Source organism: Gordonia malaquae, from assembly GCF_037148075.1.
Classification (GTDB): domain Bacteria; phylum Actinomycetota; class Actinomycetes; order Mycobacteriales; family Mycobacteriaceae; genus Gordonia; species Gordonia malaquae.
On record NZ_JBBCUB010000006.1, the window covers coordinates 172,484 to 190,688 of the forward strand.

Below are 18,205 nucleotides of genomic sequence, written 5' to 3' on the forward strand. Positions count from 1 at the left end.
AGAGTTATATAACAATATTCATTGGTACGAATTAGCCTCGGCTCACGATCTGCTCGGCGACGGCCCGCAGCGCGTCGGAGTCGGCGACCTCGAACGGAAGGGCAGGCACCCCGACGATCGGGACGCTGGGGTGTGACGAGGTGAACCGCTGCAGCAGGTGCAGCTCGCGCTTTGCGGTCGCCGCGCGATCGACATGCACCTGGAGCACTCCGCGGGTCAGGTCGTCGTCGACGGTCTCGAGTGCGGCCGCTGTCGCAGGGGTCGACAACGAGGTCAGATTCGGGTGCGTGCGGTTGGCGATGAGACCGGCGAGCGGCATGGTGTCTTTCGACAGGCGGTCCACGAAGAACGACGCCTCACGCAGCGCGTCCGGCTCGGGCGCTGCCACCACCACGAACTGGGTGCCGGGTCGTTTCAGAAGGTCGTACGTGCGGGCTGCTCTTTCGGAGAAGCCTCCGAACATCGAATCGAGGGACTGCACGAACATCGCGACGTCGCGCAGGATGTCGCCGCCGACTATCGTCGAGATGCCGCGCATGGCCATGCTCATCGCGCCCGTCACGACACGGCCGACCCCGCGCCCGCCGCCGACGAGCATCTTCATCAGGCGTCCGGAGAGGAACGAGCTCAACCGTTGGGGCGCGTCGAGGAAGTCGAGGGCGTTCCGCGACGGGGGAGTGTCGACGACGATGAGGTCCCAGCGGTTCTCGTCGAGCAGCCGGCCCAGCTTCTCCATCGCCATGTACTCCTGCGTGCCGGAGAATGACGACGCCACCGTCTGATAGAACGCGTTGTTCATGATCGCTTCGGCACGTTCGGGAGTCGAGTGCTCCACCACCATGTCGTCGAAGGTCCGGCGCATGTCGAGCATCATCGCGTCCAACGTGCCCTTCGACTCCGGCGACACGGGCACCGGCTGCGGTTCGTTCGTCAGCTCGCTCACGCCCAACGACTGCGCGAGACGCCGCGCCGGGTCGATCGTGAGGACCGCGACCGTGCGGCCCTGTTCGGCGGCGTGCAGGGCCATCGCCGCAGCGGTCGTCGTCTTGCCGACTCCGCCGGAGCCGCAGCAGATCACAACGCGGGTGGTCGGGTCGGCGAGGACCGCGCCCATCTTCAGGTCGGGCATCAGACTCCCGCTTTCTTCAGGACGTCGGCGAGTTCGTAGAGGCCGCCGAGGTCGATGCCTTCTTCCACTGTCGGCAGTTCGATCTGGGGGACGTCGACGTCGTCGAGTTCGGAGCGTGCGATGTGTTGTGCCTGCAGGCGCGACGCGTACTGGATTGTCTCGGTGAGCAGTCCGGCGAGGTCGGCGTCGGTGAGGTTCACACCGGCGCCGGTGATCGACTCGCGGATGCGGTCGGCGTCGATGGTGCCCTCGGCGATCTCGTCGAGCATCTCTTCGGGAAGGTGCGCCGGCTCCACGCGATTCACCAGGACCGACCCGACCGGGAGGCCCTTACCTCGGAGTTCGTCGATCGCCTCGACGGTCTCCTGGATCGGCATGGCTTCGAGGAGCGTGCAGAGGTGGACGGCGGTGTCGGACGAGTGCAGCAGCCGGACGACGCCGTCGCTCTGATTGCGAATGGGGCCGGTCTTCGCGAGATCGGCCATCGCCGATGTCACGTCGAGGAAGTTGCCGATACGGCCGGTCGGAGGGGAGTCGACGACGATCGAGTCGTAGAGGCGGTGCCCTTTCTTGTCGACGGCGATCACACGTTCCTTGATCTTTCCGGTGATCACCACGTCGCGCAGGCCGGGCGCGACGGTGGTCACGAAGTCGATCGCGCCGACCCGCTTGATCGCGCGACCGGCGAATCCGAGGTTGTAGAACATGTCGAGGTACTCGAGCAGCGCGTACTCGATCTCCAGTGCAAGCCCCCACACCGAGCCGCCGCCCTCCAGCGATGCGACTTGAGTGTCGACCGGCGGCAGGGGAGCACTGTCGAAGAGTTGGGCGATGCCCTGACGTTCCTCACACTCCACGAGCAGCACGCGCTGCCCCTTGGCGGCCAATGCCAACGCCAATGCCGCGGCGACAGTCGTCTTGCCGGTTCCACCCTTGCCGGACACGAAATGCAGCCTGGCGTCGCGTGCCGCGGGCGGCCACGCCCTTCCGGCGTCCGTCATCTGATTCTCGACCACAGGGTTCACCTTATCGACCGCGGCAACAGAGGCGTTCGCTAACCGATAAGGTGAGCGTCATGAGCGCACCTACCGCCTGGGAATACGTCACCGTTCCGCTGCTGACACACGCGACGAAGCAGATCCTCGATCAGTGGGGAGCAGACGGATGGGAACTGGTCAGCGTCCTGCCCGGCCCCACCGGTGAACAGCACGTCGCCTACTTGAAGCGTCCGAAGGGCTGAGTGTCATGGGACAGTGGTCGGATCGTCTCGCCGAACTCGGCATCACCCTGCCCGCCGTGGTCGCGCCGGTCGGCAGCTACACCCCGGCACTGCGTGTCGGCGACTTGGTCTACACGTCGGGTCAGTTGCCCGTCGTCGACGGCAAGCTCGACGTCGTCGGCAAGGTGTCCGAAGGCGCCGAGGGAGTGGTTCGTCCGAACCAGGCCAACGCCGCAGCGCGTCAGTGTGCCCTCAACGCTCTGGCCGCCGTCGATTCGGTGGCAGGTCTCGACAACATTGTCCGCGTGGTGAAACTGGTCGGCTTCGTCGCCTCGGCGAACGGCTTCACCGGTCAGCCCGGCGTGATCAACGGCGCGTCCGACCTGATCGGTGAGATCTTCGGCGACGCAGGTGTCCACGCCCGCTCGGCCGTCGGTGTCGCGGAACTTCCGCTCGGTGCTCCGGTCGAAGTGGAACTGATCGTCCAGGTGCGCTGATCTCCATGACCGACGTGAGCACTCCGGTGCACCCCGCCTACGAGACGGTTCGTGAAGTGACACCGTTCGCGTCGGTCGTGCTGTGCCACAACCCCGGGCTGATGGAGCTCGACGGCACGAACACCTGGGTTCTGCGTGCACCCGGATCGTCGACGGCAGTCGTCGTCGATCCGGGCCCGAAGAAGCACCGCAAGCACCTCGAGACGGTGCTCGGCGTCGCCGGTGAGGTGGAGCTGACGCTGTTCACGCATCGTCATCATGATCATGTGGGTGCGTTGAAGCGTTTCCGCACCATGTCCGGAGCGCCGAGCCGGGCGTACTCGGACGAGTTCTCGAAGGGCGCCTCGCGTCTCAAAGACCGCGAGGTGATCGAGGCCGCAGGTCTTCGGATCACGGTGATCCACACGCCGGGGCACACGGCGGACTCGACGAGCTTCCTCGTGGAGCACAACGGCCAGAAGGCGATCGTCACCGGCGACACCGTGCTCGGCAGCGGCACCACGGTCCTGGACCCGCGGGACGGCACCCTCGCGGACTACTTCAATTCGCTCAATCGTCTGATCGTCGAGGCGTCGGACGCCGTGATGTTGCCCGGCCACGGTCCCGATCACGCCGAACTGGGGCCGGTCGCAAGGTTCTACAAACAGCACCGCGAGGAACGACTCGACCAGATCCGCAGGGCGCTCGACGCTCTCGACGTCTCCGCGCACGACGCGAAGCCGATGAAGATCGTCAAGAAGGTCTACGCCGACGTCGACAAGAAGCTGTGGCCCGCCGCCCGCATGTCGGTGAAGACCCAGCTGGAGTACCTCCGCACCCTCTAGCTGCCTGCTCCAGAGCGCGCCCCCGCTGCTCCTTGAGCGAGCTTGCGAGTCGAAAGGGTTTCTACGACGAAGGCCCGGCCCCGGACATGTGTGTCAGGGACCGGACCTTTCGACTCGCTGCGCGGGTCCTGAGCGAGCGCAGCGAGACGAAGGGCGCTCAAGGAGCAGGAGAGGCCCTCTCGCTCAAGGAGCGAGGGGAGTCGGTCGACTAGCGTGCGCGTCGTGCGAGGCGCTCGGAGTCGGCGATGAGAACGCTCTTGCCTTCGAGGCGGAGCCAGCCGCGCTGTGCGAAGTCGGCGAGAGCCTTGTTCACGGTCTCGCGCGATGCGCCGACCAGCTGAGCGATCTCCTCCTGCGTCAGATCGTGCGTCACGCGGAGGGCTCCGCCCTCCTGCGTGCCGAAACGCTGAGCGAGCTGCAGGAGCTGCTTCGCGACACGACCGGGGACGTCGGTGAAGATGAGGTCCGCGAGGTTGTTGTTGGTACGACGCAGGCGACGGGCTAGGACGCGGAGCAGCTGCTCAGCGATCTCCGGGCGGTCCTTGATCCACTTGCGCAGCGCGTCGCGGTCCATGGAGACGGCCCGGACCTCGGTGACGGTGGTCGCCGACGACGTGCGAGGACCGGGGTCGAAGATCGACAGCTCGCCGAACATGTCGGACGGCCCCATGATCGTCAGCAGGTTCTCGCGGCCGTCAGGCGATCGACGTCCGAGCTTCACCTTTCCGCTGAGGATGATGTACAGCCGATCTCCCGGTTCCCCCTCGTGGAAGATCACATGGCCGCGAGGGAACTCGACCGGCTGCAACTCCTTGGAGAGTGCAGCAACGGCTGTGGGCTCGACCCCCTGGAAAATACCTGCCCTGGCGAGTATCTCTTCCACCTAAAGAACCTCTCTTGTTCCGAACGTGCGCTCGAAGTTCAACACTACGGTCAAAATCATAGTTGTTGAATTGATCACGCGTGTACGAGGCATTCACACGAGGGTGAAATGTCCGAAAACTACGCGTTTTGTGGTCAGCTGGCGCGCGTTCGTGCGTCAGAATCGGCCGGCAGGACCGGTTCCCCGCCCACATCGTTGCTGCGACGCTGCCGCAGTTCGTCGAGTGCAGCGGGCAGTCCGTCCTTCGCAAGGTTGCCGACATCGGTCTCGTCCGCGGTCTCCAGGAACTCCTCGACGTGGGCGCGTCCGACTGACAGTCGGTCGAGCCCGGTCTGAACCCGCTCCATCGCCAGTGCGAAGAACATCAGCACCGGAGGGAACAGAAGAGCTGCCAGTCCTTGCATGCAGGCCAGTCAACACGAACCTGCGGTGCGCTGGGAAACCAGAACGCCGGTCGTCACCGAGTTGTTACCGCATCGTCGCATCGGCGGTGCGGCCGCTAACCTGGGTTGTTGTGAGCAGACGTAAGCCGGAGACCCCGCTGGGCCTGGTCCGACGAGCACGTCGGATGAACAGGACTCTGCAAGAGGCGTTTCCGCACGTGTACTGCGAACTCGACTTCACCACTCCGCTGGAGCTGTCCGTGGCGACGATCCTGTCGGCGCAGTGCACAGACGTCCGCGTCAACCAGGTGACGCCCGCTCTCTTCCGTCGGTACCCGGACGCGTTCTCGTATGCGAGCGCCGACCGGACGGAACTGGAGGAGATGATCCGCTCGACGGGCTTCTACCGAAACAAGGCCAACTCGATCATCGGCCTGGGGCAGGCGCTCGTCGACAGGTTCGACGGTGAGGTGCCCGGCACCCTGAAAGAGCTCGTCACGCTTCCCGGATTCGGACGGAAGACAGCGAATGTGGTGTTGGGCAACGCGTTCGGTGTCCCCGGGATCACCGTCGACACGCACTTCGGCCGTCTCGTCCGCCGATGGGACTGGACTCAGGAGACCGATCCGGTGAAGGTCGAGAAGGTCGTCGGGGAGTTGATCCCGCGCAAGGAGTGGACTGACCTGTCGCACCGCATCATCTTCCACGGGCGCCGGGTGTGCCACGCGAGGACTCCCGCCTGCGGCGTCTGCCTGCTTGCGAAGGACTGCCCGTCGTTCGGCGAGGGGCAGGTCGATCCGGTCAAGGCGGCCGCACTCGTGAAAGGCCCGGAGACCGACCATCTCCTCGCATTGGCGGGTATCACCGAATGAGCACGATGGACACCCTGAAGAAGACGTTTGCGCTGCCCGGCATGCGGGCGATGATCGCGTTCATCATCGTGACGATCGCCCTGGTCGTCGCGCTGTGGCCGCGGGGGACCGACGAACCGGCGTCGCCCGCAGCGCCGAGCAGCCCGCCGTCCGGCATCACCGACCAGACGGTGGCACAGAGCGAGATCGACGCGGCCCGGCGCGACGCGGCGCTGAACCCGTGTCCCGCAGGCGCCGGTGCGGCGGCGACCGGACCGCTGGCAGGCGTGACCGTGCCGTGCATGGGCGACGGCTCGACGATCGACGTCGGTGCTGCGACGGCCGGAAAACCACTGGTCATCAACATGTGGGCGGTGTGGTGCCTGCCGTGCCGTCGAGAGCTTCCCCTGTTCGACCGACTGTCGGCGGCCTCGGGTGACAAGCTGAACGTGCTCGCAGTTCACGCACGCGAGGGCGGAGACAAGCCGTACTTCGTGCTCAAGTTCCTTCAAGAGGTCGGAGTCCACTTGCCGGTCGTCACCGATCCACAGGGCTCGATCGCGCAGGCAGTGAAGGCGCCACGCGTGTTCCCGTCGACGGTGTTCATTCGTGCCGACGGATCCGTCGCGGCCGTGCTGCCGCGTGTGTTCGAGACCTACGAAGATCTGACCGGGGCCGTCCGCGAGCAGTTGGGCGTCGACCTTGGGGCTGCTTCGTGAGCCGCCGAGGACCCGAGTACACGCCCGGTCCACTGGTCGACCGCGCTGCGGTTCCCGAGTGGATGCGGGCGATCACCGACGATGTCGGCGCAGTCAACGAGTCGGTTCTCAATCGTGGTGGTGATCGCTCCAAATGGGTGGCCGCGCTCCGAAGTTCGCGTGCGGCGTCGGTGCTCGTGCTGTTCGGCGGGTCGTTCGACGCCGCCGCAGACCACCCCGGAGGTGTGCCCGCCGACGCGGATGTCCTGCTGACCGAACGTGCGGCGACGCTGCGCACCCACAGCGGTCAGATCGCGTTCCCCGGCGGCAGCCGTGATCCCGGAGACGATTTCCCGGTCGGCACCGCGATGCGCGAAGCCTACGAGGAGACGGGGCTGATACCGCAGGGCGTCGACGTTCTCGCGTCGTTGCCGACGTTCCCGGTACCGTCCGGCTTCGAAGTGACACCGGTGCTCGCGCACTGGTCGTCGCCGACTCCGGTCCGCGTGGTGGACGAGGGTGAGACCGCTCGCGTCACTCGAGTGAACCTCCGCGAACTGCTCAAGCCCGAGAACCGCTTCCAGGTGAGCAGGTCGTTCATGGGCGGCAACGTGTACCGCGGCCCGGCCTTTCTGCTCGACGGCATGCTGGTGTGGGGATTCACCGGCGGAATCATCGCAGCGATAGCCGAGGCCGCGGGCTGGGAAGTGCCCTGGGACAAGAACGACGTCCGGCCGCTCGAGAAGATGATCGCCGCGACGAGTAACCGCCAGGAGTCGGGATTCGCGACCGCTGACGTCCCGGAGTCGCCGCAGTGAGCGGGTCCGTCTGGGTAGACCTCGTCATCGTCGCGATCGCGCTCCTGGCCGCGTTCAGCGGATACCGCCAGGGCGCCGCGGCGTCGGCTCTCGCGTTCGCCGGAGTCCTGATCGGCGCGGTCGCCGGGGTGCTCCTCGCACCGCTCGTGATCAAACAGTTCGACGACGGGCGGCTGCGCCTCGCGGTCGGGGTCCTGTTGATCATCGGCCTCATCGTGGTGGGCGAACTGTCGGGCATGGTGCTCGGCCGGGCGGCCCGCAGCAGCATCCATTCACCGACGCTCCGTCGAATCGACAGCGGCGTCGGATCGGTGCTGCAGGTAGTGGCGATCCTGGTGGCCGCGTGGCTGCTGTCGTTCCCGCTGCGGGGCGCCGATCAGCCGAGGATCTCTCAGGCCGTCGACGACTCGCGCATCGTGCAAGCCGTCGACGACGTCGCTCCGCAGTGGATGCGGAACGTGCCGGACGAACTGACCGAGCTCATCGACTCCTCCGGGATCAAGGAAGTCATCGGCCCCTTCGGCGCGACGAAGGTCTCCAACGTCGACGAGCCGGACCAACAACTCGCCGAACTCCCGATCGTCCGGCAGGTGCGGCCGAGCGTCATCAAGATCACCGGCGTCGCACGGAGCTGCGGACAGTCGTTGGAGGGCAGTGGGTTCGTCGTCGGACCGAACCGGATCATGACCAATGCGCATGTCGTCGCCGGAACCGACGAAGTGTCCGTCGAGACGGCCCGTGGCAGGCATCTCGACGCGACCGTCGTCTGGTTCAACTACCGGACAGACGTCGCGATCCTCGACGTCCCGAACCTGCGGGCGCCGTTGCTTGATTTCGCCGCGGATCAGGCGTCGACGTCCGACGACGCGATCGTTCTCGGGTTCCCGGAGAACGGCCCGTACACGATCACTCCGGTCCGCGTCCGGAACGTGGTGAACCTCAACGGCCCGGACATCTATCAGAGTCCCAAGCCGGTGCAGCGCGAGGTGTACACGATGCGTGGCCTCATCCGCTCCGGAAACTCGGGCGGCCCGATGATCACCGACGACGGCAAGGTGCTGGGCCTCGTCTTCGGCGCCTCGCAGGACCCCGCGGACGACACCGGCTTCGCCCTCACCGCGTCCCAGGTTCAGCAGGACCTCGCCGCGGCGAAGGGCCGGACCGCCGCCGTCAGCACACAGAAGTGCGTGACCGCGAAGTAGGTTTCTTTCAGTGGGCTCAGCGGTCGAGGTGCCCCAGGATCGCGGCGTTCACCGCGCTCGGTGCTTCCTGGTGGAGGAAGTGCCCGGCGCCGCTGATGACGCGGTAGTCGAAGTCGCGTGACCATTCGCGGCTCTGCGCCATGAGGGAGTCGAGGATGTAGTCGTCCTCGCGGCCGCGGAGGGCGAGGAACGGGTGATCGAGCCGCTTGTTCATCAGTTCCATGAACCGCCAACCGTCAGGGCGGAACTGCGAGCGGAACGCCCAACGGCGATATTCCAGACTGCAGTGGGCGACGCCGGGGATCTGGATCGCGAGTCGGTTGCGCGTGATCGCTTCGGCGAAGTCGGGCGTCTCCCGCCACGCTCGCCCGGAGCGTTCGGTGAAGTACTCCTCGACGAATGCGCCGTCGCCCCGCGTGAGGCGACGTTCACCGATGCGCGGGAGCTGGTTGTGCAGGAACGGTGCGAGGAACGCCGTCCGCTCCTCCGAGTTGAACAGGGCGCCCTGCCTGAGTGCACGAGGGTGCGGAGAGGACAGCACAACCACTCGGTCGACTGCCCGCGGATGGAGGGTCGCCGTCGCCCAGCACACCAGACCTCCGTCGGCGTGCCCGACGAGCGATGCCGACGAGTGCCCGAGGGCTCGGATGAGAGCATGCGTGTCGCCTGCCAGCGTCCAGCCGTCGTAGCCGCGCGGAGGCTTGTCGGTGTCGCCGTAGCCGCGCAGATCCACTGCCACCGCGCGGTATCCGGCAGCGGTGAGTGCGGGGAGTTGATGCCGCCACGTCCACCAGAACTCGCCGAAGCCGTGCAGCAGCAGGACGAGAGGACGGTCGGCGACCGACTGCTCGCTCTCGACGGCGTGAAAGCGCAGACCGCCTGCACGCACGTCGAAATGCTGCCACGGCCCGTCGAAGCGGACCTCCGTCGGATCCGGGGGAGGTGACGTCACGCTGATTGGTCGCCGGTGGTCAGCGAGCCATCGGGTCGCGGGCCGGCGGGATCTGCGGGTGCGCGACACCACCGGTCGACGCCGGGCGACCCGGGATGACCTCGGCGATCGAGTTCAGCGACTCGATCGTCTTCTCCGGAGCCTTCAGCTTCTTGAACAGGATGTAGCCCACGCCGATCGCGGCGATCGACACGATCAGGAGCAGCAGGAACACGATGCCGAACGCCGCCCACGTCGGGAGCCACACGTCGAGCAGGAAGCCGAGGAAGACGAAGAAGAACAGGCTCGCGTACAGCAGCAGGACCGCGGCGCCGATGATCAGGCCGCTGCCCGCACCCGCCTTCTTGGCCTCGGTGACGAGCTCCGACTTCGCGAGGGCGAGTTCGGCGCGGAACAGCGTCGACGCACTGGCCGTCGCATCCTTGACGAGGTTGCCGATCGTCGGTTCGCCGTCAGCGCCGAGGTTGGCGTCCGACAACGGAATCGACGGCACGCGCGGGGCGTCTGCGGGCTGCGGAGGCCAGGTGTCCTGATTGCCGCTCACGAATTCTCCCTCAAGCTGTACGTTGGTCGGACTTCATGTTGCCATGCCTGCCCGTCGATGCCGACCAGGGCACGTCGCAGTGTTTCTCACCGACGTCCCGGTGAATGAGAACGGCGACCGATTCGAGGGTCCGCTCGCGCTTACGGTGCGTCGAGTGAGCACCATTGACGTCTACATAGTCGACCGAGTCGAGATCGCCGCCGGTCGCGCTCGCGAGTTCGTCGACGAGTACCAGAGCACGTACATGCCGGGGGCCCGCGATCGTGGGTTGAGGCTCGACCGGATGACGCTGTCGCCTCCGTTGTTCCTCGCCGACGATTCGAACATCCTCACCGTGACATGGGCAGTCGACGGAGCGGCCGGTTGGTGGTCGAGCGCGCTCGCTGCCCGCCACGACGACGCGCCCGCTCGGTGGTGGGACTCGGTGGCCGACCTCGTCGTCCACCGGACACGGACGATGGAGTCGTCGGTCTACGACGTGGCGGAGCTGTGCGATGTCTGAGATGCTCCGCCTGATCCACCTCCATCGTCCGGACGACGCGGCCGACGTCGTTCGGCGACTGCGCGGTGTTGTCGGCTCAGATCCCGCGGCAGTGGTCCAGCCGACGCACCGGTCGTCGTTGCGGGCGGGTGACGTGCTTCTTCGATGCACTGCCGACTCGGCAGTCCGCGCCGCGACCGACACGGTGATCGCCGAGGACGGCGCCGTGTTGCGGGTCGACGGCGCCGACTTCGACGGCGGGTCTGCAGGATCGCGGGTGGCCGATCCGACGGCGGGCGTCTACCGTGCGCTGCTTCTGCGGGTGGAGCCTGGCACCGCACCGGACGTCGTCGCGCGTTTCGAGCGGGAGACGCTCGACATGCCGACTCACATCTCGTCGATCCTCGCGTGGCGATTGAGCCGTGTGGAGGACGGTCCGGACTGGACTCACGTGTGGGAGCAGTGGTTCACCGATGTCGACGCCGTCGTCGGTCAGTACATGCTGCACCCGGTCCACTGGGCGCGCATCGACCGCTGGTTCGATCCGGAATGCCCCGACGTGATCGTGCGCGCCCCGGTCATCCACGCCGTCGCGGGCTGACCGCGGCCACACGAGGCGCTCAACGACAAACGAGGCACGCATGCGTGCCTCGTTTGTCGTGGGATGCCTCGTTCAGATGTGTCAGGCCCTCTTGGCGCGAATCGCCTCGAACACCGACGGGTCGACGAGCGTCGAGGTGTCGCCGAGTTCGCGTCCTTCCGCGACGTCCTTGAGAAGCCGACGCATGATCTTGCCCGAACGGGTCTTCGGGAGCTCGGGGACGATGTTGATCTCGCGAGGCTTCGCGATCGGCGAGATGTCGACGGCCACCTGCTGACGCATCTCGGCGATCAGCGCGTCGCCGGTGTTTTCGATGCCGCCCATCAGGATGACGAACGCGACGATGCCCTGACCGGTCGTCTCATCGGCCGCGCCGATCACGGCGGCCTCTGCGACGGCGGGATGGGCGACGAGTGCGGATTCGACCTCGGACGTCGAGATCCGATGGCCCGACACGTTCATCACGTCGTCGACTCGGCCCAGCACCCAGAGCGCTCCGTCCTCGTCGTACCGCGCGCCGTCGCCCGCGAAGTACCAGCCCTGGTCTTCGAAACGCGACCAGTAGGTCTCCTTGAAACGCTCCGGGTCGCCCCAGATGCCGCGCAGCATGCCCGGCCACGGACGATCGAGGACCAGATAGCCCTGCTCGCCCGCGCCGACCGGGTTGGCGTTGTCGTCGACGATGTTTGCGCTGATGCCCGGCAGGGGACGCATCGCCGAACCCGGCTTGGTGGCGGTGACGCCGGGCAGCGGCGAGATCATGATGCCGCCGGTCTCGGTCTGCCACCAGGTGTCGACGATCGGGCAGCGTCCGCCGCCGATCACGTCGTTGTACCAGCGCCACGCTTCCGGGTTGATCGGCTCGCCGACGCTGCCGAGCAGGCGGAGCGATGAGAGGTCGTGGGCGTCGGGCACTTCACGGCCCCACTTCATGAACGTGCGGATCAGGGTCGGCGCGATGTAGTAGGTGGTGACGCCGTACTTCTCGATGATCTGGAAGTGACGGTGCTCGTTAGGCGAGTTCGGGGTGCCCTCGTAGATCACCTCGGTGGCGCCGTTGGAGAGCGGGCCGTACACGAGGTAGCTGTGGCCGGTCACCCAGCCGATGTCGGCGCCGCACCAGAAGACGTCCCGGCCCTCTTTGTGGTCGAACACGTTGTGGAAGGTGTACGACGCCTGCGTCAGGTAGCCGCCCGAGGAGTGGACGATGCCCTTCGGCTTGCCGGTGGTGCCCGAGGTGTAGAGCAGGAACAGGGGATGTTCGGCGTCGAACGACTCCGGCTCGTGGTTCGGCGACGCCTCGCCGACGGTGTCCTCCCACCAGACGTCGCGACCCTCCACCCAGTTGAGATCCGGATCGTGGTTGGTGCGACGGACGACGATGACCTTCTCGATGGACGGCGCGGCGTCGGCTCCGGTGCCGAGGGCCTCGTCGACGGCTTCCTTCAGCGGCGCAGGCTGACCGCGGCGGAACTGTCCGTCGGTGGTGATGACGACCTTCGCCTCGGCGTCGTCGACACGCGAGCGGAGTGCCGCGGCCGAGAAGCCTGCGAACACCACGGAGTGGGTGAGGCCGAGGCGCGCGCACGCGAGCATCGAGATGATCGCCTCGGGGACCATCGGCATGTAGATCGCGACGCGGTCGCCCGCCTGCAGGCCGATCGACGACAGGTAGTTCGCTGCGCGCGAGACCTCGTCCTTGAGCTGGCTGTACGTCATGTCGCGGGTGTCGTCGATCGGCTCGCCGATCCAGTGGATGGCGACGCGATCACCCTTGCCCGCGGCGACGTGGCGGTCGACGCAGTTCACCGAGACGTTCAGCTCGCCTCCGACGAACCACTTCGCGAACGGTGCGTTCGACCAGTCCAGGACCTGCTCGAACGGCTTCGCCCAGTCGAGCCGACGCGCCTGTTCCGCCCAGAACTCATCGGGGTCCGCATCCGCCCTGGTGTACATCTCGGCGGTCGCGTTGGCGTTCGCGGCGAAGTCGTCTGAGGGCGGGTACACCTTGCTGGCTTCAGTCATCGTCGTTGCCTTTCCAATCTCGAATGTCGGCGATTCGCACACGCCGGATCAGCTCACACTGTGAGGGTAGTCACCTGACGTTGCATGCGAGTAGCGGTACGTCTCACGGCCCGGTCCACGCGATGAACGGTCGCTGTGACGCGACAGGTGGACCCGCGACTATCGTGGCCGGGGTGAGTGCTGATCCCCTGGCCCCGCTCCTCGAGCTGCCCGACGTCCGCGATGCCGCAGAGTCGGCGCGCGACGCGCTGAGCGCCGTCCACCGTCACCGGTACAACCTCCGCGGCTGGGACAAGACGTCGCGCGAGGCGTCGTGGCGGGCAGGCCGATCGTCGGCGGCGATCGAAGGCGGAAGTGTGGAACTGCAGCGAGATGCGCAGTTCGACGACCCGATCACCGACGGCGCGATCCGCGTCGCGCAGGCGTTGGACGCCGACGGCATCGACCAACTCGGTGCCGTGTTCCGTCGAGCGCCGGCCCAGGCGTTGGCGCGCCTCCACACACTTGCCGCTGCGGGCCTCGTCGACGACGCAGCACTGCTTGGGCGACCGCGGACGGAACCGCACATCGCGCAGCGTCTGGACTTCCTCGGCCAACTGATCACCGGGCAGTCCACGGTCCCCGCACCCGTACTCGCTGCGGTCGTGCACGGTGAACTGCTGTCGCTCGCGCCGTTCACCGAGGGCAATGGTGTTGTCGCGCGTGGTGCATCGCGGCTCGTGTCGGCGGCGACCGGCCTGGATCCGCACCTGCTCGGTGTCCCCGAGGTGACGTGGCTCCGGCGGACCGGCGACTACCGGGAGTTGTCTGCGCTCTTCGGGACCGGCGATGCCGGCGCGATCGGCGCCTGGATCGTCCTGTGCTGTGAGGCGATGGAGGCCGGCGCGGCCGAAGCCAAGTCGATCGCCGACGCCGCTGCCGGCTGAACGGGGAGGACTCGCCGGTTTCGTCGTCGGTTGAGCGCAGTCGAAACCCGTCGCTGGTTGAGCGCAGTCGAAACCACATAAATGCGGGCGACATCCCTTCCGGTGAAGATCCGGATCAAGGGGTGTCGCCCGCAAGCACGGACGCAAGTTACCAAGCGTGCTGGGTGGGTTGTGGGGTCGCCTCGGCGGGTGGCCGCTGGAATCTCGACGTGGTTCCCAGGCTGAGTACTTCTCTGGCGGGATGGTCACGAATGATGCCGACGGTGTCGCAGGCGCACAACGCTTGTGCCAATGCGGCGTGCTCCGCGTGGGTGCTAGCCGTCCGTGCTGGGAATCGTTTCCGGGGGATCAGGCCTTCTCTGCTGGCCTGAGCTTTGCCGTCTGCGATTCCGTACCCCTTTTCTACGCTGTGATGCGGATCACTGCAAGCGTTTCGCAAAAGAACTTTCAGGCGGCTCGATCGGCCGAATGACGCGAGTGATGTCGCTGGTAGAGCACCGCGGCGGCGGCGATGGCGCCGATTCCCGTGGCGCACAGAGCGGTTCGTCCGACAGTCGAGGGGCTCGGCCGATGTGCGGCCGCGGACGGGATGTCGAAGTCGAGGATCTCCCAGTCGTTCGCTTCGGCGTGTTGCCGCAATGGTTTGTCGGGATTGACCACTGCGGGGTGTCCAACGGCCTCAAGCATGGGGAGGTCGGTGATCGAATCCGAGTACGAGTACGACTTCGTGAGGTCGTAGCCCTTGTCTGCGGCGAGTTCCGCGACGGCGACGGCCTTCTCGTCGCCGTAGCAATAGAAGTCGAGGTCGCCGGAATAGTGCCCGTCGACGATCCGCATGCGGCTGGCGCGAACGATGTCGACGCCGAGCAGTTCGCCGATCGGCTCCACCATCTCGATGCCCGATGCGGAGATCAGCACGATGTCGTGTCCGGCGGCTTTGTGCTGGGCGATCAGTTCGAGCGCTTCGGGGAAGACGACTGGGCGCACCACGTCGTCGAGGGTCTCGGCGACGATGGCCTTGACCTGCGCGGCGTCCCAGCCGGTGCACATGTCGGTGACGTGCTTGCGCAGCTTGTCGACGTGACTCTCGTCGGCATTCGCGAGCAGGAACTGGAGTTGGGCGACCGCGGATCGGAGCATCGCCCGTCGGGTCAGGAGCCCACCGTCGTAGAACGGGCGGGTGAAGGCGAGGGCGCTCGACCGTGCGATCACTGTCTTGTCGAGGTCGAAGAACGCGGCTATCCGGTTCGGCTGTGCCGTGGTCACGGTCGCATAGTACGGGGGAGAGGTGACGGGCGCGGTGTGATCCACGGAACAGAAATGAAAGATAGTTGGTGTTGCAATCTTCGCGCGGGCGCGTGTAAATTCAAGAGTGTCCGGCAATGCCGGAGGCTTTCAGCCCGACCCCCCGGGGCTGAAACGCTGATGACCCCGACCTCCTCCCCCCTGGTCGGGGTCGTCTTCTTTCTACGGCCTTTTCGCCGCACGTTCATCCTCTTCCCCTTGTCGCGGGACACGTGTACCTTCGCTCTAACCAAGCAATCGCTAGGTCGCTTGTGTGCGGCCAGGGGGAAGGTCTCAAGAATGAGATTTGCAGGACGTCTGGCGGTCGCCGTGTGCGCCGCACTGTTGTGTGTGACCGCGCTGGTCGCCCCGGGTGCCGCCGAGGCGAAGAAGCTGCCGGAGAATTTCAACTTCTTCGGCGGCATCCCGCAGGAGCTGCAGCACCCCGGATCATCGTTGCCGGGATCGAACGACTTCTCCTGCAAGCCGACCGCTGCACACCCTCGGCCCGTCGTCCTGGTGCACGGCACCGGCGGCGCCAAGACCACCAACTGGGGCGCGTACGTCCCGATGCTGAAGAATCGCGGCTACTGCGTCTTCGCGCTCACCTACGGTGCGCTCAAGGGCTGGCCGTGGCCGTTCACCGCGGTCGGAGGAATGGACTTTCAGCAGGTAAGCGCCGCGCAGCTGGCGAAGTTCGTCAACCGAGTGCTGAAGGCGACCGGTGCGAAGACCGTCGACCTCATCGGGCACTCGCAGGGCACGTACATGCCGACGTACTACCTGAAGTACTACGGCGGCGCGTCGAAGGTCACCAAGTACGTCTCGCTGGCGCCGCTGTGGCGCGGCACCGGATCGCTCAATCCGGTGATGAACAAGCTCGGGGAAGCGATCGGCGCAGTACCGATGCCGATGTGCATCGGCTGTGGAGCGATGCTGCCCGGCTCTCCGTTCAACAAGAAGATCTGGAAGGGCGGAAGCCCGTACGTCAAGGGCGTCTCGTACACCAACATCATGACCAAGTTCGACGAGCTGGTGGTTCCGTTCACCGCGGGCTACGTGGTCGGTCGCAAGGGCGAAGACGTCACGAACATCGTCGTTCAGGACACCTGCTCGAAGGACTTCAGCGATCACCTCGCGATCGCAGGTTCGCGACGGGCGGCCTACTTCGCGTTGAACGCCCTCGATCCGGAGCATCCGGTGAAGGTGCCGTGCGTGTTCGTGCCGCCGTTCACCGGACAGTCCTGACGTGGCGGGCATGCGCCCCGACCTGTCGGGCGTCGACGAACTGACAATCAATCTGACGCACCGCGTGTGCATCGGCGACCTTCCCACCCGCGCCGCCCGCCAGTTCGGCGATCGCCCCGCGGTCGTCGACGGCGACGTGACGGTGAGCTACCGAGAGTTGGAGGCCAGGTCGAACGCGTTGGCGCGTGGGCTCATCGAGCGGGGCCTGGTCCGGGGCGACGCCGTGGCACTTCAGTTGCAGAATCGCTGGCAGTTTCCGGTGGCGTTGTTCGCGCTCGCCAAGATCGGCGTCACCGCGATGCCGTTGAACCTGGCCATCTCGCCGTCCGACGTGGCGTATCAACTCGCGGACAGCGGAGTCCGTGCGGTAATCAGCGAAGCCGCCTTCGTACCCGTCTTGGCCGGTGCCTTCGCCGACGGCCCCGCCGAGGTGACCGAGGTTGTCGTGGTCGGTGAGGCGCCCTCGGAGATCGCGGGTGTTCCGACCGTCCCGTGGGACGCCGTGGTCTCCGACGACACGTCTGTCGTCGAGACCGTTGTCGACGACCGCGACATCGTCCACTGCCTGTACACGTCGGGCACCACTTCGCGGCCGAAAGGTGTGTTGACCAGTCACGTCGCGGTGCACATCGGGGCGTTGTCGTCGGCGCTCGGGCTGGGACTGCGGCCCGACGTGGCGCACCCCGTGCAACCGATCGTGCTGCCGCTGTTCCACGTGACAGCGCTCGACGCGCTGATGCTCCCGACGCTGCTCGTCGGCGGCACCGCGGTACTGCTGCGCGGGTTCGACCCGGCAGCGCTCGCGCAGACCTTCGTCGACCACCGCGTGACCCATGTGACTCTCCTTCCGATGATGTGGGCGGCGCTTGTCGCGCAGCCCGCGCTGACGGACGAGAACACGTCGTCGCTGATCACGGGTCTGTACGCGATGGCTCCGATGGCGCAGCAGGTGCTGGCCGGCGTGCGTGCCCGGTTCCCGGACGCCGCGATCATCCTCGGCTCGGGCCAGACCGAGACCACCCCGGCGTCGGAACTTCAGTGGAACGGACATCAGGGCGTCAAGGACGAGTCGTGGGGCCCGGCGACAGTGTCGACGGACGTCGCGATCATGGGCGCGGACGGCGGGCTGCTGGCCGCCGATGCGACCGGCGAGATCGTCTATCGCAGTCCACAGCTCATGGAGGGGTACTGGAACAACGCCGACGCGAACACCGAGGCGTTCGCGCACGGATGGTTCCACGGCGGCGACATCGGACACCTCGACGACGAGGCCGTCGTCTGGTTCACCGACAGATCCAAGGACATCATCAAATCCGGTGGAGAGAATGTCAGCTCCGTCGAGGTGGAGCGAGTGCTGCTCGGGCATCCCGCCGTCGCTGAGGCGGCCGTCGTCGGACGTCCGCACGAACGGTGGGGCGAAGCCGTGACCGCGGTGATCGTCACCGTGCCCGACGCCGTCGTCGACGCGGACGAGCTCATCGAATGGGCCAAGGAACGTCTTGCGGGATTCAAGACGCCCAAGACCATCGAGATCGTCGACGCCCTGCCCAAGACCGCGACCGGCAAAGTCCAGAAGCACGTCGTGCGCAGTTCGCCTAAGTGATTCCTAACTGCTCATTGAGCCCTCACCGAGGCGCCAG

20 protein-coding genes are annotated in these 18,205 nt (G+C 66.4%); 12 read left to right on the plus strand and 8 right to left on the minus strand.

All coding sequences use genetic code 11. From position 1 onward, the window contains the following. Positions 1–31: 31 nt before the first annotated feature. Together bagB and bagA are read right to left on the minus strand one after the other, a co-directional pair. Positions 32–1,129, minus strand: coding sequence for an ArsA family ATPase (gene bagB / locus WFK36_RS19505; protein ID WP_008377306.1), 1,098 nt, complete (start codon positions 1,127–1,129; stop codon positions 32–34). Then, on the minus strand, positions 1,129–2,130 hold the full coding sequence (bagA, locus tag WFK36_RS19510; protein WP_336793788.1) for an ATPase BagA: 1,002 nt from the start codon (positions 2,128–2,130) through the stop codon (positions 1,129–1,131). The genes bagB and bagA overlap by 1 nt, the downstream gene beginning before the upstream one ends. A gap of 74 nt (positions 2,131–2,204) precedes the next feature. Here bagA and WFK36_RS19515 point away from each other — a divergent pair, with 74 nt between their 5' ends. The 3 genes from WFK36_RS19515 to WFK36_RS19525 are packed head-to-tail and all read left to right on the plus strand — an operon-like array spanning position 2,205 to position 3,669. Next, on the plus strand, positions 2,205–2,369 hold the full coding sequence (locus WFK36_RS19515; RefSeq protein ID WP_008377309.1) for a Sp36 family protein: 165 nt from the start codon (positions 2,205–2,207) through the stop codon (positions 2,367–2,369). A gap of 5 nt (positions 2,370–2,374) precedes the next feature. Further along, positions 2,375–2,845 carry a RidA family protein gene (locus WFK36_RS19520; protein ID WP_336793665.1) on the plus strand — a complete coding sequence of 157 codons (471 nt, stop codon included), beginning with the start codon at positions 2,375–2,377 and terminating at the stop codon, positions 2,843–2,845. Between the two features lie 5 nt (positions 2,846–2,850). Continuing rightward, positions 2,851–3,669 (plus strand): MBL fold metallo-hydrolase, encoded by an 819-nt coding sequence (locus WFK36_RS19525; protein WP_336793666.1) that lies wholly within the window; start codon positions 2,851–2,853, stop codon positions 3,667–3,669. Positions 3,670–3,877: 208 nt separating this feature from the next. Here the strand turns inward: WFK36_RS19525 and WFK36_RS19530 are convergent, their stop codons facing one another. Further along, positions 3,878–4,552 carry a Crp/Fnr family transcriptional regulator gene (locus WFK36_RS19530; RefSeq protein ID WP_008380206.1) on the minus strand — a complete coding sequence of 225 codons (675 nt, stop codon included), beginning with the start codon at positions 4,550–4,552 and terminating at the stop codon, positions 3,878–3,880. A gap of 134 nt (positions 4,553–4,686) precedes the next feature. Next, complete coding sequence (locus tag WFK36_RS19535; RefSeq protein ID WP_008380204.1) at positions 4,687–4,956, minus strand: hypothetical protein; 270 nt, start codon at positions 4,954–4,956, stop codon at positions 4,687–4,689. Between the two features lie 164 nt (positions 4,957–5,120). On the opposite strand from WFK36_RS19535, the gene nth reads away from it, so the two are divergent. The 4 genes from nth to WFK36_RS19555 all read left to right on the plus strand — a co-directional run bounded on the left by nth (position 5,121) and on the right by WFK36_RS19555 (position 8,504). Next, positions 5,121–5,807, plus strand: a complete 687-nt coding sequence (gene nth, locus WFK36_RS19540; protein ID WP_336793789.1) for an endonuclease III — start codon at positions 5,121–5,123, stop codon at positions 5,805–5,807. Further along, a complete protein-coding gene (locus WFK36_RS19545) occupies positions 5,804–6,505 on the plus strand; it encodes a TlpA disulfide reductase family protein (RefSeq protein WP_336793668.1) in 702 nt (233 codons plus the stop codon). Before nth ends, WFK36_RS19545 begins: the two co-directional genes overlap by 4 nt. Before the next feature lie 62 nt (positions 6,506–6,567). Continuing rightward, the gene (locus WFK36_RS19550; protein WP_336793790.1) at positions 6,568–7,302 is read left to right on the plus strand and encodes an NUDIX hydrolase; all 735 of its coding nucleotides are present in this window, start codon (positions 6,568–6,570) and stop codon (positions 7,300–7,302) included. Beyond that, positions 7,299–8,504: a MarP family serine protease gene (locus WFK36_RS19555; protein WP_336793669.1), complete on the plus strand. Its 1,206-nt coding sequence runs from the start codon at positions 7,299–7,301 to the stop codon at positions 8,502–8,504. Before WFK36_RS19550 ends, WFK36_RS19555 begins: the two co-directional genes overlap by 4 nt. A 16-nt stretch (positions 8,505–8,520) precedes the next feature. On the opposite strand, the gene WFK36_RS19560 is transcribed toward WFK36_RS19555, so the two are convergent. Together WFK36_RS19560 and WFK36_RS19565 are read right to left on the minus strand one after the other, a co-directional pair. Then, on the minus strand, positions 8,521–9,456 hold the full coding sequence (locus WFK36_RS19560; RefSeq protein ID WP_008380197.1) for an alpha/beta fold hydrolase: 936 nt from the start codon (positions 9,454–9,456) through the stop codon (positions 8,521–8,523). A 19-nt stretch (positions 9,457–9,475) separates the two neighbouring features. Continuing rightward, positions 9,476–10,000: a phage holin family protein gene (locus tag WFK36_RS19565; protein ID WP_008380195.1), complete on the minus strand. Its 525-nt coding sequence runs from the start codon at positions 9,998–10,000 to the stop codon at positions 9,476–9,478. Positions 10,001–10,154: 154 nt separating this feature from the next. Here WFK36_RS19565 and WFK36_RS19570 point away from each other — a divergent pair, with 154 nt between their 5' ends. Together WFK36_RS19570 and WFK36_RS19575 are read left to right on the plus strand one after the other, a co-directional pair. Further along, on the plus strand, positions 10,155–10,502 hold the full coding sequence (locus WFK36_RS19570; protein WP_336793670.1) for a hypothetical protein: 348 nt from the start codon (positions 10,155–10,157) through the stop codon (positions 10,500–10,502). Next, the gene (locus WFK36_RS19575) at positions 10,495–11,082 is read left to right on the plus strand and encodes a Dabb family protein (RefSeq protein WP_336793671.1); all 588 of its coding nucleotides are present in this window, start codon (positions 10,495–10,497) and stop codon (positions 11,080–11,082) included. Before WFK36_RS19570 ends, WFK36_RS19575 begins: the two co-directional genes overlap by 8 nt. 81 nt (positions 11,083–11,163) lie before the next feature. On the opposite strand, the gene acs is transcribed toward WFK36_RS19575, so the two are convergent. Beyond that, the gene (gene acs, locus WFK36_RS19580; protein ID WP_336793672.1) at positions 11,164–13,107 is read right to left on the minus strand and encodes an acetate--CoA ligase; all 1,944 of its coding nucleotides are present in this window, start codon (positions 13,105–13,107) and stop codon (positions 11,164–11,166) included. A 173-nt stretch (positions 13,108–13,280) separates the two neighbouring features. On the opposite strand from acs, the gene WFK36_RS19585 reads away from it, so the two are divergent. Then, positions 13,281–14,033 (plus strand): Fic family protein, encoded by a 753-nt coding sequence (locus WFK36_RS19585; protein ID WP_336793674.1) that lies wholly within the window; start codon positions 13,281–13,283, stop codon positions 14,031–14,033. A gap of 447 nt (positions 14,034–14,480) precedes the next feature. Here WFK36_RS19585 and WFK36_RS19590 read toward each other — a convergent pair whose 3' ends face one another. Further along, on the minus strand, positions 14,481–15,299 hold the full coding sequence (locus WFK36_RS19590; RefSeq protein ID WP_336793675.1) for an HAD family hydrolase: 819 nt from the start codon (positions 15,297–15,299) through the stop codon (positions 14,481–14,483). 318 nt (positions 15,300–15,617) lie between these two features. On the opposite strand from WFK36_RS19590, the gene WFK36_RS19595 reads away from it, so the two are divergent. Next, positions 15,618–16,565 carry an esterase/lipase family protein gene (locus WFK36_RS19595; protein ID WP_336793677.1) on the plus strand — a complete coding sequence of 316 codons (948 nt, stop codon included), beginning with the start codon at positions 15,618–15,620 and terminating at the stop codon, positions 16,563–16,565. Positions 16,566–16,575: 10 nt separating this feature from the next. Beyond that, positions 16,576–18,168: a class I adenylate-forming enzyme family protein gene (locus WFK36_RS19600; RefSeq protein WP_336793792.1), complete on the plus strand. Its 1,593-nt coding sequence runs from the start codon at positions 16,576–16,578 to the stop codon at positions 18,166–18,168. Positions 18,169–18,205 lie beyond the last annotated feature (37 nt).